This window comes from Halopseudomonas salina, assembly GCF_014637955.1.
In the GTDB taxonomy this organism is placed as follows: Bacteria; Pseudomonadota; Gammaproteobacteria; order Pseudomonadales; family Pseudomonadaceae; genus Halopseudomonas; species Halopseudomonas salina.
In genome coordinates this window covers 678,243-693,105 of the sequence record NZ_BMFF01000001.1, presented here as the reverse complement: position 1 = coordinate 693,105, position 14,863 = coordinate 678,243, and the positions used below count along the sequence as shown (strand labels likewise).

The 14,863-nt window shown below is 58.6% G+C and carries 12 protein-coding genes; 8 read left to right on the top strand and 4 right to left on the bottom strand.

Annotated features, from left to right (window positions below; genetic code table 11):
- Positions 1-32 precede the first annotated feature (32 nt).
- Positions 33-1,439: an MATE family efflux transporter gene (locus IEV54_RS03345; RefSeq protein ID WP_150277242.1), complete on the top strand. Its 1,407-nt coding sequence runs from the start codon at positions 33-35 to the stop codon at positions 1,437-1,439.
- A gap of 66 nt (positions 1,440-1,505) precedes the next feature.
- The gene (locus IEV54_RS03340) at positions 1,506-2,582 is read left to right on the top strand and encodes a DUF3080 family protein (protein WP_150277243.1); all 1,077 of its coding nucleotides are present in this window, start codon (positions 1,506-1,508) and stop codon (positions 2,580-2,582) included.
- On the opposite strand, the gene tusA is transcribed toward IEV54_RS03340, so the two are convergent.
- Positions 2,565-2,819 (bottom strand): sulfurtransferase TusA, encoded by a 255-nt coding sequence (gene tusA, locus IEV54_RS03335; protein WP_150277244.1) that lies wholly within the window; start codon positions 2,817-2,819, stop codon positions 2,565-2,567. The two genes, IEV54_RS03340 and tusA, sit on opposite strands and share 18 nt — an antisense overlap.
- 143 nt (positions 2,820-2,962) lie before the next feature.
- On the opposite strand from tusA, the gene IEV54_RS03330 reads away from it, so the two are divergent.
- Positions 2,963-3,247, top strand: a complete 285-nt coding sequence (locus IEV54_RS03330; protein WP_150277245.1) for an antibiotic biosynthesis monooxygenase family protein — start codon at positions 2,963-2,965, stop codon at positions 3,245-3,247.
- A 3-nt stretch (positions 3,248-3,250) separates the two neighbouring features.
- On the opposite strand, the gene rlmM is transcribed toward IEV54_RS03330, so the two are convergent.
- Together rlmM and metE are read right to left on the bottom strand one after the other, a co-directional pair.
- Positions 3,251-4,336, bottom strand: coding sequence for a 23S rRNA (cytidine(2498)-2'-O)-methyltransferase RlmM (rlmM, locus tag IEV54_RS03325; protein WP_150277246.1), 1,086 nt, complete (start codon positions 4,334-4,336; stop codon positions 3,251-3,253).
- A gap of 39 nt (positions 4,337-4,375) precedes the next feature.
- Complete coding sequence (gene metE / locus IEV54_RS03320; RefSeq protein ID WP_150277247.1) at positions 4,376-6,718, bottom strand: 5-methyltetrahydropteroyltriglutamate--homocysteine S-methyltransferase; 2,343 nt, start codon at positions 6,716-6,718, stop codon at positions 4,376-4,378.
- Positions 6,719-6,832: 114 nt separating this feature from the next.
- Here metE and IEV54_RS03315 point away from each other — a divergent pair, with 114 nt between their 5' ends.
- From IEV54_RS03315 to IEV54_RS03295, 5 genes are all read left to right on the top strand, one after another.
- The gene (locus IEV54_RS03315) at positions 6,833-7,762 is read left to right on the top strand and encodes a LysR family transcriptional regulator (RefSeq protein WP_150277248.1); all 930 of its coding nucleotides are present in this window, start codon (positions 6,833-6,835) and stop codon (positions 7,760-7,762) included.
- A 131-nt stretch (positions 7,763-7,893) separates the two neighbouring features.
- Positions 7,894-9,765: a carboxylesterase/lipase family protein gene (locus IEV54_RS03310; protein ID WP_150277249.1), complete on the top strand. Its 1,872-nt coding sequence runs from the start codon at positions 7,894-7,896 to the stop codon at positions 9,763-9,765.
- 215 nt (positions 9,766-9,980) lie between these two features.
- Positions 9,981-10,862 (top strand): alpha/beta hydrolase family protein, encoded by an 882-nt coding sequence (locus tag IEV54_RS03305; RefSeq protein ID WP_223825416.1) that lies wholly within the window; start codon positions 9,981-9,983, stop codon positions 10,860-10,862.
- A 250-nt stretch (positions 10,863-11,112) separates the two neighbouring features.
- Positions 11,113-11,982 carry a poly(ethylene terephthalate) hydrolase family protein gene (locus tag IEV54_RS03300; RefSeq protein WP_373286418.1) on the top strand — a complete coding sequence of 290 codons (870 nt, stop codon included), beginning with the start codon at positions 11,113-11,115 and terminating at the stop codon, positions 11,980-11,982.
- Between the two features lie 101 nt (positions 11,983-12,083).
- On the top strand, positions 12,084-12,842 hold the full coding sequence (locus IEV54_RS03295; protein WP_150277251.1) for an SDR family oxidoreductase: 759 nt from the start codon (positions 12,084-12,086) through the stop codon (positions 12,840-12,842).
- Between the two features lie 74 nt (positions 12,843-12,916).
- On the opposite strand, the gene IEV54_RS03290 is transcribed toward IEV54_RS03295, so the two are convergent.
- Entirely contained in the window at positions 12,917-14,788 is a 1,872-nt protein-coding gene (locus tag IEV54_RS03290) for a hypothetical protein (RefSeq protein WP_150277252.1), read from the bottom strand.
- Positions 14,789-14,863: the final 75 nt, after the last annotated feature.

The following is a 14,863-nucleotide window of genomic DNA, read 5'->3' as shown; positions in this document are numbered from 1 at the left end:
GGATGGGTCGCTTTTCCTCGGACTAACCGGCTATGACCACCCGCGAATCCGGCACCTACAGGCGCCGCAGTGTAACAGAATTGCGCTCTCTGATCTGGCTGGCTTTGCCGATCATCGCCGCCCAGATGTCGCATACCCTGCTCGGTTTTGTCGACGCTGCCATGGCCGGCAGGGTCAGCGCCGTGGACCTGGCAGCCGTGGCATTGGGAAACGCATTCTGGATACCCACCTTTTTGTTTCTGACCGGCGTATTGATGATCGTCACCTCCAAGGTGGCAGCCGCCAACGGCAGTGGCCACCTGGCCGATGCCGGCAGTCTGGTACGCCAGGGTGCCTGGCTGGGCCTGATTATCGGTTGTCTCAGCGCAGTCTTTCTCAGCTCGGTTGAACCCATCATGCACTGGATGGATGTCGAGCCACAGCTGATCCCGATTACAGTAGAGTATCTGATAGCAGTAGCGATCGGCTTTCCCGCAGTGGCCCTGTTCCAGGCCCTGCGTGGCCTGACCGATGGGATGTCACAAACCAAACCCACCATGTTGATCGGCTTTCTCGGCCTGGCTCTTAACGTGCCCGCCAACTACGTACTGGTATACGGCAAGCTGGGGCTGCCAGCGATGGGCGCCGTAGGCTGCGGCGTCGCAACGGCGCTGGTGATGTGGTTCATGTTGGGCTGCATGTTGATCTATCTGAAACGCTCGAAACTCTACGCGGTGACCGGACTGTTCGAGCACTTTGACTGGCCGCGCTGGAGTGAGCAGCGCCACCTGTTGGGGCTCGGGCTACCAATCGGTATGGCGCTCTTTGCCGAAACCAGCATGTTCTGCGTGATCGCGCTACTGATCGGCGGTTTGGGGGCGATCGTCGTCGCCGGCCACCAGATCGCCATGAACTTCTCCTCGCTGACCTTCATGGTGCCTTTCAGTCTGGGCCTGGCGATTACCGTACGCGTTGGCCATAACCTGGGCCTCAACGGAGCCCGGGCCGGGCTTTTTGCCGCGAAGATGGGCCTGGGCGTGGCGCTGGTATTTGCCTTCATCGCTGCGGCCATCATGCTCGGCCTGGCCGACTGGATACCCCTGCTCTACACCACCAACCCCGAGGTTATCCAACTCGCCTCGCTGCTGTTTTTCTATGCGGCCCTCTATCAGTTTTCAGATGCGATACAGGTGGCCTGTGCCGGCGCGCTGCGCGGTTACCAGGACACTCGCCTGCCGATGGTGCTGACCATGACCGCCTACTGGGCGATCGGTCTGCCAAGCGGTTACATTCTGGGCCTGACCGACATGGTCGGGCCGGCGCGTGGTCCGGTCGGATTCTGGCAGGGGCTGATTATCGGCCTGACAGCTGCCGCTGTTTTTTTGTCGCTGCGCCTCTACTGGGTCAGCGCAGCGCGCAAACGGCGCCAGCCCTGGGGCAGTGCCGGAAAACTTCGGTAACGGGTGGCTGCTATATGGTTCGGCGCTGCGTGCCATACTCGCGCCATACCAGTTCGAGGAACCTCGATGCGTACGTCGTTGACACTCATAGCCTTGTGCCTGTTATTTGCCGGTTGCGAGCGTTCGCCCCCTGCTGTGCAGCAAATGGACAATTATCTTGAGCGTTTGGGCCGTGTGCTCGAGCAGGAGCACGCTCAGTACGATACCGCGAAGCTGAGCGAGTACCGATTGCCCGAGCGCCGCGAGCGGGTGATCGCCATCGAGCCCCTGCGCATCAGTCTGATTGAACTTCTTGTCGACACACGCAGCTGCAAGGCGCTCCAGCAAAGGGTCAGTGAACGCAACAGCATTCTCGGCAAGGTTATGCCCTGGTCTCACAGGCTGGCCTTTGAAGGTGAATTGATCCGTGCCATAGAGGACTGTGTCGTCGTTCTCTCGGATGACCCCGACCGTGAAGAGCTGATCGCCGAACTGCAGCAACTGGCTGCACAAAAGCGCGCGCAGTTGTCTGCTGTTTTCTGGAATGCCCTGAATGCCAGCGAAGAGTTCGAGTACTACCTACGGTTCGCAGGCGAGCCATTACCCGTTCAGGAACACGCACTGGAAGACCGACAGGGCATTGTGGCTCTGGGGGAACTGGCCCAAATCGGCATGGATTTGCCAGACCAGCTCCCTCCTTCCCAGCCTGAGCTGGAAGCCCATTTTCAGGCCCTGCACCTGAGCGAGCGTAGTAGCCAGTTGATCCACAGCCTGAGCCGAATGACCCATACCCTGGAGCAGGCGACCACCATGCTCGACAGCCCCGCGGCCCTGCGACTATGCCCCATGGGCCAACCAACCTCGCGCTCGCGTATTCTGCTGAACGTCTTCGTGCTGTTTTACGCCGGTGAGATTCAGCCATACATGGCGCAGATCCAACGCCTCGGCCAACCCTGGCAGGAAAACATCACGCATTTGCAAAAAGTACCCGCCATTCCCGTTGCTACCGCGCAGTACCTTGGCACGCTGGTGGGTGAGAATACGGCCTTGTGGGAGCGCTACCAACGCCAACTGACAGCTCACAGTGAAGCCTGGCAGGAGGTGCTGGGGGCATGTCAGTCGCGGCCCGGTCAATCAGGCTGGCAATCAACCGCTGAGGGCTGAAGTCTGTTTACGAATCAGATAGCGGAAAATACCCTCTTCTTCGCTTGTTTCCACCAGTTCGTGGCCAAGAAAGCTGCAAAATCGGGGAATATCCCGTTGGGTGGAGGGGTCTGTGGCCAACACCTCAAGGAGCTCACCATTGTCGATGTCGCGCACTGCGTTGTGCAGCAACATGACCGGTTCAGGGCACATAAGCCCGCGTGTATCGAGTTGTCTGGGGGAAATTGCGTCGTTCATGATCAGCCTGCTGGATAAAAAAGCATTATCCGCAAAAGTGCGCCCCCTTGCCAGCGGCGCCGGGAGCGCCGAAACTATGACTTCTAACATATGACAGAAGCGCCAACCAAGACGCCATTGACACTCGTATCAAGGAATATTTGATGATCAAAGTACTGATCGAACGCGTAATTGCCGAAGGTCTCGAACAGCCCTACGAACAAGCCGCCCGCAAGGTTATCCAACAGGCGATCCAGTCTCCGGGGTTCATTTCCGGCGAGTCATTTCGTGATCTGGAGCGTCCCAACCATCGCATTGTCATGGTTACCTGGCAAAATCGTCATTCATGGGAACGCTGGGAAAACTCCCAGGCCCGCTTCGACAGCATCAGCGCCTTCGCGCCCATGCTGGAGAAGGAAGAACGGGTAACCTTGCTGGAACCCCTGTAAGACTCAGCCAAGCGCCTGAATCTTGAAACTGCCCGCGTGCAACACACGCACGTGGCAGGTCACTTCTTCACGATCGCTATACAGCTGCTTACAGGCAACCGACGCTTTGATCCCCGCCGCGTCCAGGTCCGCTTGCACGTGCTCCATGCACTGCATGACTTCCTGGTAGCGCTGTTTCATCGGCAGCTTGAAGTTGATGATCGCTTCCCGGCACCAGCCCCGGCCTATCCAGCGACCCAGCAGGGCGCTGGATCGAGCGGGCTTGTCGACGATGTCACAGACCATCCAGTGCACCGTTCTCTTGGGTTTGAACATATAGCCATCAGCCTGAATATGTTCAACCTGACCACTGTCCATAAGACTCGGCGCCATGGGGCCGTTGTCGACCGCAATCACGTTCATGTGTCGATTGACCAGCTGCCAGGTCCAGCCACCGGGTGCAGCACCCAGATCGACTGCGGTCATACCCGGCGCCATGCGGCTATCCCACTCATCGCGGGGAACAAAGTGATGCCAGGCTTCCTCAAGCTTGAGGGTGGACCGGCTCGGTGCGTCGCGGGGTACCTTCAAACGCGGGATGCCCATGGGCCAGGGCGCGGCATTGCTGGCCCAGGACCAGCCAACAAACACCCGCTGACCGCTTTCAAAACACAGGTGCAGACGCGGCGCATCGGTTTTCGCCGGCCGCACGAAGCGGGTCTTGGTCAGCGCTGTTTCCAGCGGCCGTGACAGCTTCTTGGTCAGTGCCGCCATCGCCTTGCCATCGTTGGTGTCGGCGGTTTCCAGCCAGACACAAGATGCAATCGGCCCCTTCGAGCAGGCGGTAATGATCGGTGAAATACGGTCTTCCACCGGCACATCCAACCACTCACCCAGAGCCCACTGGCGGGCGAAGATCAGGTCGCGAAAACGCAGTTTGGTCATCAGCCGCTCGGCATCGCCCTCCTGCGGACATACGAAGCGCACCAGCGCGGAGTTGTCCTTGGTAACCGCGTAGCCGGCTATCCCCTTGGCACCCGATAGCTCCTGCATCTCAGCAGCCGTTTCGCCCTCGAATCCGGGGCGGCAGTGCAACAACAACTCGCGCATGTAAGGCTCCAGCAAAATGACCGGTCGCCACTTTACAGGCTACCCGGCAGACTGCGCCAGTTGCTTGGCCACTGTTTGCGACCGGACGTCGGCTAGATTCTTCGAATCGCCCTCACGCAACTGTCGAGCAGCTTCGACCATCGCTGCCAAAGCGGCCTGCGTTTCGGGCCAGGCACGGGTCTTGAGTCCGCAATCGGGATTTACCCACAAGCGCTCTACCGGAATCACCCGCGCGGCCTTGCGGAGCAGTCTGACCACTTCAGCCACCTCGGGAATGCGCGGGGAATGGATGTCGTAGACGCCAGGCCCGATCGCATTGGGATAGGCGTATCCGGAAAAGGCTTCAAGCAGCTCCATGTCCGAACGCGACGTCTCGATGGTGATCACGTCGGCGTCCATGTCGGCAATGGAGTCAAGAATGCCATTGAACTCGCTATAGCACATGTGGGTATGAATCTGCGTGGTATCCGCCACCCCGCTGGCACTAAGCCGAAAAACCTTCGCTGCCCATTGCAGATATCTGGCCTGATCGGCCCCACGCAGCGGCAAACCCTCACGAAACGCCGGCTCATCGATCTGGATGATCGAGATGCCCGCCCGTTCCAGATCCGCTACTTCATCACGAATCGCCAGCGCCAGTTGCCGAGCACTCAGCTCACGGCTGACGTCTTCGCGTGGAAACGACCACATCAACATGGTTACCGGCCCGGTCAACATACCCTTGACCGGCTTATCGGTCAGGCTCTGGGCGTAACGCGCCCACTCCACAGTCATAGGGGCCGGTCGGCTGATATCACCATAGATTATCGGTGGCTTTACGCAGCGCGAGCCGTAACTCTGAACCCAACCAAATCGGGAAAAGGCGTATCCGGCCAGTTGCTCACCAAAATACTCGACCATGTCGTTGCGCTCCGCCTCGCCATGCACCAGCACATCCAGACCCAAGGCTTCCTGCGCATGAATGACGTGGGCGATCTCTGCGCGCATATCGGCGGTGTAATCCTTCCTGTCGATGCGGCCCTGCTTGTACGCCTGGCGGCTGGCGCGAATCTCGCTTGTCTGCGGAAAGGATCCGATAGTTGTGGTTGGCCAGGCGGGCAAGGCCAACAGCTGCTGTTGCAGCGTAGCCCGGGTCACGTAGGGAGTGGCTCTCTGACTATGCTGGGTCCTCACTCGGGTCAATCGCTCGCCAACCGCGGGATCATGAATACGTCTTGATGACTGCCGGGCTCGCTGAACTACAGTGGATTCTGCCAGCGCAAGGCGAATATCGTCATCCTCCGGGCTGACCAGTGCTCGCGCCAGGAGCGCGACCTCGCCCACTTTTTGCGTGGCAAACGCCAACCAACTACGTAACTCATCGTCCAGACGGTCCTCGCGTTGCAGGTCCACCGGGCTGTGCAGCAGAGAGCAACTCGGCGCCACCCAGAGCCGATCGCCCCAGCGTTCCTGAACCTGACGGAGGATATCCAGCGTTGCGTTCAGATCACAGCGCCAGATGTTGCGTCCATTCACCACGCCCACTGAGAGCACTTTGTAGGTAGGCAAACGATCGAGCACGTAGGGAAGTTGCTCCGGCGCGCGCACCAGATCCACGTGCAGACCGTCCACCGGCAAGCTACAAGCCAATCCCAGATTGTCTTCCAGGCCACCGAAATAGCTGGTCAACAGTTTTTTCAGTGGTGCGTACTGCAGTCGGTTATAGACGCTCTCATAGGCAGCCTTCCAGTCGGCCGGCAGATCCAGTACCAGCGCCGGCTCGTCTATCTGTACCCACTCGACCCCCTGCTCCGCCAGGCGGTTGAAGATCTCGACATACACCGGCAGCAATGTGTCGAGCAGTTCCAGCTTGTCGAACACTTCACCCTTGGTCTTACCCAACCATAGATAACTCAGCGGACCCAGCACCACGGGCTTGACCAGATGACCGAGCGCGATCGCTTCGTCGACTTCCTCGAACAATTGGGTCCACTGCAGGCTGAACTTCTGGCCACGAGTGAATTCGGGGACCAGATAGTGGTAATTGGTATCAAACCACTTGGTCATCTCGCAGGCGAAGGTCTGTTTGCCAGTGCGGCTGACGCCGCGGGCCATATGAAACAGGGTATCCAGATCCGGCTCGACATCAGTGGCAAAGCGCTCGGGTACAGCACCCACCATCAGACTGTGAGTAAGCACCTGATCGTACCAGGCGAAATCGCCCACCGGCACCAGGCTCAGACCGGCTTCACCCTGCAGTTGCCAGTGCCGCGCGCGCAATTGGCGGCCGGCTTGCAACAGCTCTTCCTGCTCTAAGTCGCCAGCCCAGAATGCTTCCAGTGCCTTTTTCAGTTCCCGGTCTCGTCCGATACGGGGGAACCCGAGATTGTGTGCCAATGCCATAACGCTCTCCATCCTGTTCATGTGTGGCGACTATGGTCTGCGTTGACGGGAGCTGAATCAAACTCATCCTGTTAATGCTAAACTTCGATTTCACTCATGTTTGAGAGTCCTTCCATGCTCGAAATCCGCCATCTGCGCACGCTGGCAACGCTGCGTGAAGCCGAAAGTCTTGTAGAAGCCGCCGAGCGCCTGCACCTGACCCAGTCCGCGCTTTCGCACCAGATCAAGGATCTCGAAGACCGCCTGGGCTTGCCGCTGTTTGCGCGCAAGAGCAAACCTGTGCGTTTCACCAGTGCGGGTTTGCGCCTGCTGCGGCTGGCAGATAATCTTCTGCCGCAACTTCGTCAGGCCGAGCGCGACCTGCAACGGCTCGCCGGAGGTCAGGCCGGCCGGCTGCACATGGCGATTGAGTGCCATAGCTGCTTTCAGTGGCTGATGCCCACGATTGATCAGTTTCGTAATGCATGGCCGGAAGTAGAAGTGGATTTCGCTTCTGGATTCTTCTTTGCTCCCCTGCCAGCCCTGGCTCGGGGAGAACTGGATCTGGTAGTCACTTCCGATCCAAAGGACATCCCCGGCATCAGCTACGTGCCCCTGTTCGCCTACGAAGCCATGCTGGCAATCAGCAACCAGCACCCATTGATCAGCCGCAGCCATGTCGAAGCGACAGATTTGCGTGAGGAGACGCTGATCTGCTACCCCGTGGATCGCGACAGGCTGGATATCTTCACTCAGTTTCTCGACCCCGCAGGCGTCGAGCCTGTCGCAATTCGCAACGCGGAACTCACAGTGATGATGATGCAGCTGGTCGCATCGGGGCGCGGCGTCTGTTGCCTGCCAAACTGGGCAATGGCCGAATACCTACAGCGTGGTTATGTCAGCGCCAGACCCCTGGGGCAGGAAGGGCTGTTTGGTACCCTCTACGCTGCAGTGAGAGAAGATATGCTGGAAATGTCCTATCTGCAGGACTTTCTCCTGACCGCCAAGGACATCTCCTTCGCCACGCTGGAGGGCGTGAGTGCGAAAATAAGTAAAAGGCCATGAACGATATATTCACTGCTTATGTCTCGTCCTGAGAAGCTTTTTGCCGCTATCCTGACTCAGTCCGGCGGATGACCGGACTATTGGGCCGCAAGAAGCCCTACTAACAACAATAATGAATCAGGAGAGATTCCATGCGTTCCCGCACCCGAACGACCAATATTCCCACCGCTGTTTTGTCCCGCCCCTCTATGTCTACCCTCGCTCTTGCCGTTGTCGGATCCCTGACGTTATCCGGCTGTCTGGGCGGCGGCGGTGGCGCCAGCAGCAATATCATGCCGGCCGGCCAGTTGAGCCTGGCCAACGGCGTGGTGCAGGGCATCGTCGAAGACGATGTACTGGTGTGGCACGGCCTACCCTACGCCCAGCCCCCAGTCGGCGACCTGCGCTGGCGTGCACCTCAGCCAATGGAGAACTGGACAGGGGTTAGGGACGCAACCGAACGGCACGCCGAATGCGTGCAGGCAGAGACCACCACCCAATGGCAGCGCACATCCAATATGGTCGGCAGTGAAGACTGTCTGATTGTCGATGTCTATCGCCCTAACCGCGCTGACTACCAGAACGAGAAATTGCCGGTTTACGTCTGGATCCATGGTGGTTCGAACAACTTTGGTACTGCCAAACAATACGACGGTCGCAACCTCGTCGAAAACTCTGACGTGGTAATGGTCGTGTTGCAGTACCGTCTAGGGCCGCTGGGCTGGTTTTTCCATCCGGACGTCCAGACCGGTGGCGCCGACCCCATCTCCGATTCAGGTAATTTCGGGACCATGGACACGGTTCAGGCTTTGAAGTGGATTCAGGAAAACATCGCCGAGTTTGGCGGTGATCCCGGCAACGTCACTATCACTGGCGAATCTGCAGGCGCGCACAACGTACTTAATCTGATGGTATCGCCCCAGGCCGATAGCGGATTGTTCCATCAGGCCGTTTCACAAAGCGGCGCGATGACCACCCGCAGCACCAACAGTGCGCGCACATCTGCCAACAGCCATATCGAATGGTTGATTCGCCTGCAGGAAGACCGCAAGACACCCAATTCGCCCATCAGCCCCGCCCAGGCCACACAAATGCGCCTGGATATGGAGGCTGCTGGCACACTGAATAACTACCTGCGGGCAGCTGAAGGCCGAGACCTCTATCAGGCGGTATTCAATTACAGTCAGTTGGGCTCTTATGGCGCTATCGAGGATGGTGCTGTGATTCCCGCGGGAGGCTGGATACCGGCCTTCACCAGTGGCAATTTCAACAAGGTTCCCGTTGTGCTCGGTGCCAACGAATACGAGCAGAAGTCCTTCATGCCGCTCTACGGCGGCGCACTTAAAGCATCCCAGTTCGGCGGCAATATTCCCTCCGCGGCCGGCAAGACCTGGCTGGACCTGCTGGATGTGGCCTTCACCGGCAACCAGACCCTCGATGAGGTACTGCCCACCCAGAAGGACAAGGACACCTATGAAATTACCGGTTATCACGGTGGCCGTGCATGGCGCGCCAAATATGTGGATGAACTGGCGCGATTGATAACCAAGCACCAGCCCAAGACCTATGCCTATGATTTCCGCTGGGGCACCCAATCAGGGCCATCACCGTTCAATTTCATCTACGGTGCCGGCCATGCTGCGGAAATATCCTTCTTCCATGGCGCCGGCGAGGGTCTGTTCAATCTGCCCTTCACCGAACAGAACGCGCCTGGTCGCATGGCCCTGCAAAACGCCATGATGGATTACCTGGCGGACTTCGCCCGGGGCGGCAATCCCAATGGTGAGTTCAGTAAGGACGAGCTGGCCTGGCAGCCCTGGTCAAGCACACCAGGGGCAGACAAGGTCATCGTCTTCGACGCAACCAACACCGAAACCGATATCAGCATGTCCAACGAAGGGCTGACCCTTGAAGGCGTCAATACTGCCTGGACAGCAGCCATGACGGCCGCCGGTATCAATGGATTCGAGCAAGCCACCCTGCAAGGCTTCTTTGGCCAGTCTGCAGCGTACTCCACCCCCTGAAGTACGCCGCCAAGCGGCTAGTGACCCACTAAACGGGACCTTCGGGTCCCGTTTTTCATGACGCAATTGTAAAAAATGACTCTTTCACCCGATTGGGCGAGTTTCAATCTCACTGGCGAGGCATACATTCGATTGCGTCAGAGCGCTGTTTTGGGCATTCAGTCATTGGGCTCTGTCAATAAAACCAACAACAATCGAACTCCACAGGTAACTCCATGAACGCATCCTTTGCTTTCAAACTGACCGGTCTCGCCCTTGGCATGCTGCTCTCTGTCAACGCCCTGGCCAGCAACCCTACGCCCACCCCTACGCCAACACCCACCCCCGATCCGGGTACTGGCACTGCCTTTCCTTCAGTATCCGACTTCAGCCGTTCGGGCTCCTTCTCAACCACCAGCGGCAACGCTGGTCCAAGCTGCACCATTTTCCGGCCACGCACCCTGGGCGAGTCAGGTCGTCGCCACCCGATCATCCTTTGGGGCAACGGCACAGGCAGCTCGCCGAGCACCTACAGCGCCCTGCTCACCCACTGGGCAAGCCATGGTTTTGTCGTCGCTGCAGCGCGCACCTCCAATGCAGGGTCCGGTGATGAGATGATCGACTGCCTGGATTACCTGGTGCAGGAAAACGGCCGCAGCAGCGGCACTTACGCGGGTAAGCTGAACGTCAACCGCGTTGCTACCGCAGGTCACTCCCAGGGTGGTGGTGGCTCAATCATGGCTGGTCGTGATGGTCGCGTTACAGTCACTGCACCCTTCCAACCCTACACCATCGGCCTGGGTCATCGCTCCAGCTCGCAGAGCCAGCAAAATGGGCCCATGTTCCTGATGACCGGCAGCAGCGATACCATCGCATCACCTCGCCTCAACGCCTTGCCAGTGTTCAACAATGCCAACGTCCCGGTGTTCTGGGGTGAACTGCGCGGTGCCAGCCACTTCGAGCCAGTTGGCAATGCGGGCGGGTTCCGTGGCCCATCGACTGCCTGGTTCCGTTTCCACCTGATGGGTGACAACAGCGCCCAAAGCACGTTCTACGGCAGCAACTGCCGTCTGTGTGGCGACCGCAACTGGGAAGTTCGCCGCAAGGGTATCAACTGATAGCCCAGCGTTAGGCAGGAACCGGAGGCCAGCCCCATGGGCTGGCCTTTTTTTGCCCAACTGTCATTGATCTGTAAAACGCATTAATTAGACACATTATTTTTATCTGTCTCAATTTTCACCCGAATAGGCGAGTGTTATCCGGGGGTACCGGGCCTATATTCAACCTCGCTAAGAGCCTGACAGTCGGTTGGATGCCAGAGGCTCAGTGTCTTGAACAACAACAAACCGAAGAGAGATCACTATGAAAATGGCAAACTTGAAATTGACCGGCCTTGCCGCTGCCCTCTTGATGTCGACCAGCGTCATGGCTTACACCCCCACGCCTGACCCAACACCCACTCCGCCCCCTTCCGGCGGTGGATCTGACTTTCCTTCCGTTTCTGATTTCAGCCGCTCCGGCCCCTTTGCCACTACCAGCGGTAACGAAGGTCCTCGTTGCACCGTCTATCGTCCCCGCACCCTGGGCGCCGAAGGCCGCCGCCACCCGATCATCATCTGGGGCAACGGTACGGGCAGCTCACCGGGTACCTACGGCAGCCTGCTCAACCATTGGGCAAGTCACGGGTTCGTGGTTGCCGCGGCCCGCACTTCCAATGCCGGCTCTGGCGAGGACATGATTGATTGTCTGGACTACCTCGTACAGGAAAACGGCCGTAGCTTTGGTACCTATGCAGGCAACCTGAACGTGAACAAAGTGGCTACCACAGGCCATTCGCAGGGTGGTGGTGGCTCGATCATGGCTGGCCGTGATGGTCGTGTAACCGTCACAGCGCCATTCCAGCCCTACACCATTGGACTGGGACACCGTTCAAGTTCGCAGAGCCGCCAGAACGGGCCGATGTTTCTGATGACCGGTGGCCGCGACTCCATCGCATCCCCTGGCCTGAACGCATCACCGGTATTCCGCAACGCTAACGTACCGGTCTTCTGGGGCGAGCGCACCAGCGCCAGCCACTTCGAGCCTGTAGGTAATGGTGGTGATTACCGCGGCCCCTCCACTGCCTGGTTCCGGTATCACCTGATGAACGATGGTAGCGCCGAGAGCACTTTCTACGGCAGCCGTTGCGGTCTGTGTACTGACCGTGGATGGGATGTAGAGCGCAAGGGCATCAACTGATCAACTGCATCTGATCAGCAAATAAAAGCCGGTTACCTTGGGGTAACCGGCTTTTTTGCATCTGCGCTATGCTGCAGCATCGCTAACCGCCAGGAAAAATCATGTCAGATATTACCCCCGTTGCACTGGTGACCGGTGCAGGCAGCGGCATAGGCCGCGCTGCCGCTCTCGCTCTTCTCAAGGCTGGATATCATGTGGTACTCGCCGGCCGCCGTGAAGAGCAGCTAAAAATCACGCTTCAAGCAGCTGATGGCCTGGAAAGCCATGCCCTTGCCGTAGTGACGGATGTGCGCAAGCCGGAATCGGTGGAAGCCTTGTTTGCAGCAACTCACGAACATTTCGGTCGGCTGGACCTCTTGTTCAACAATGCTGGCACCGGCGCCCCGCCGGTCCCGCTTGAAGACGTCAGCTTCGATCACTGGCAGGCCACAGTCGAAACCAATCTGACCGGCGCTTTTCTCTGCACGCAGCAGGCGTTCAAGATAATGAAAAGCCAGCAACCCATGGGTGGCCGCATCATCAATAACGGCTCGATATCGGCACATGCACCCCGACCCAACTCTGCGCCCTACACCTCGACCAAACACGCGATGACCGGCCTGACAAAATCCACATCACTGGATGGCCGGCGCTACAACATTGCCTGTGGGCAGATTGACATCGGTAACGCTGCGACCGATATGGCTGTGCCGATGCAGCGCGGCGTCCCCCAGGCCAATGGCGAAATAGCCGTTGAACCGGTAATGGACGTAGATCACGTAGCCCAGGCCGTGGTCCAGATGGCCAGCCTGCCCCTGGAAAGCAATATCCAGTTCATGACCATCATGGCCACAAAAATGCCTTTCATTGGACGCGGTTGATGCTTCTGCCATAACCAGAAAGGCCACCTCCCGTGCAACCGGGAGATGGCCTGATTTGTTACTGATGCAAGTCTTTACTGCGCGTTACGCTCCATGAATGCGAGCAGCGGGTCGATCACATTGTTGGTGTCATCGTCATCAGCCGCCAGCACATCGTTGTGCGAATAACCTTCGCTCATATGCACTTCAAAACCGCCCTCCGCTCCACCAAAGGTGGGGAAGGCGCTTAGGTCATTGGCACCGGACAGCATTCTCGCCGTACCGTCGCAACTCAGAGAGGCACAGGGTGCGATTGCATTGGCAAAGCTACGCCAGATACCGGGTACCGGGGTCAGACCATTGGTACCGCCAAACCCGATGACCGGCACATCGATCTGCTGCGCTTGGGTCTGGTTGACGATATCCGAGCGCCCGCGGCCACCCTCCGCTACCGGTAGAGACAAGGCACTGGTGTCCAGGCCCAGGTTTGCGCCCCCGACTGTCGCATTGTTGCCAATCAGAAGGCCCGTGGTCGGGTAGTACCAGTCGCTGTAATTAGTCTCGCCTACGAACAAGGATGGTACCAAACGCGCCATATTGACGGGCTCAGCCTCCACTCCCCAAAACAATTGCGGCGTCAGCAGCGTAATCGGCGCCGGGCCATTGTCGGTATAAGCCGAAGCCGGCAACGTCTGGTCGTTATCCAGCCACTCGACCAGACCGTCAGCATTCATAGAGCCCAGGGCACCCATTGAAAGATGGAAAAACTGTGGTGTAGGCTGATTGTCATCGTCCTGAAAAGTCGCAAGGGCTGCGCCGGCAGTTACCGGAAAGGGGCGGTCGTTATAGCCTGCCACCTGCTGATAAACACTGTTGGTCGCACCATTACGATCTGCTCCGAAAGCCTGTTGAAGAACTGCCTGCTCCCCATTAATGGTGCCTTCGAATGCCATCTGCATGCCCAGCACCTCGCTGGAGACCAACTGCTGGGGCCCCAACCCGGGTGCATTGATATAGGAGCTGACTGCGCCGGTCCGGGCGGCGGTATACAGGCCCCCGTCTGCGGCGGCTTCGACGGCATCCAATTCCGCAGCGGTCGGCGCCGCTGCACGCAACGAGCCGCCCTGCCCCTCAAACAGCACCAAGCCACGAACTTTGGCATAGCCTGGCTGCGGCGCTCCCGTACCGCTCAGGTTGAAATCGGTTGCAGCATAACGCGCGACGAAACCGGTTCCAGCTGAATGCCCGCCCAGAAAGACGTTACCGTTGCGTGCGGCATCTCGCGCCAGCTCCACAACCACGTCAATGTCACGGGAAAACACCTGGGGTGTCCAGTTGGCCATGAAGGGAACATCAATCTGATCGTAAAACACCGCACGGCGGTCGAGCTCAGGACTCAGCGGCAGATCCAATTCGTCGCCAAAAAGGAAATTCACCGCAATACCCGCGTCCTTCTCATCCTCCGCAATATTCAGACCCACGGTGTCCTGCAGCAAAACAGAACGACGTTCGAAGGCCCAGACCTCCACCACCGACCCAGCCGCCTGCGCCTTGGCCATCAAATTTTCCGCCAGGCGAAAATAATTGTGCGCGCCACCCAGGGTGCCAGGCACAGCGACCAGGATGGCATCGGGCTGCAGATCAGCCTGGGTGGCCAGCGCGTAGCGGGTATAGCGCGCCTGGTTCAGATCGGCATCGGCGCCCAGATGGGTAACCAGTTTGGTGTTGGTTACGGTCACGCCGGCGGTGCCGGGTGTCTGCGCCGCCTTGGCCGGACTGGCGACGACGGTGGTTTGCACGCACATATCATTTACCTGCACAGCACCGGCAATCGAGGAGCAGGGTTCCGTGGACGGAATCGAACTGGAGGCTCCGCCGCCTCCACCGGGCAAGCATCCTGCCAGCACGGCGCCGGCGGAGAGCAGCACCGCTACTCGGATAGATGCCGAAAGTCTGTTTATTCGCATTGTGATCTCCTGACCCGGCCTGACCGGGCATATTATTTTTGTATTTGTTCCAACCTAGGACGATCAAGCTAACAG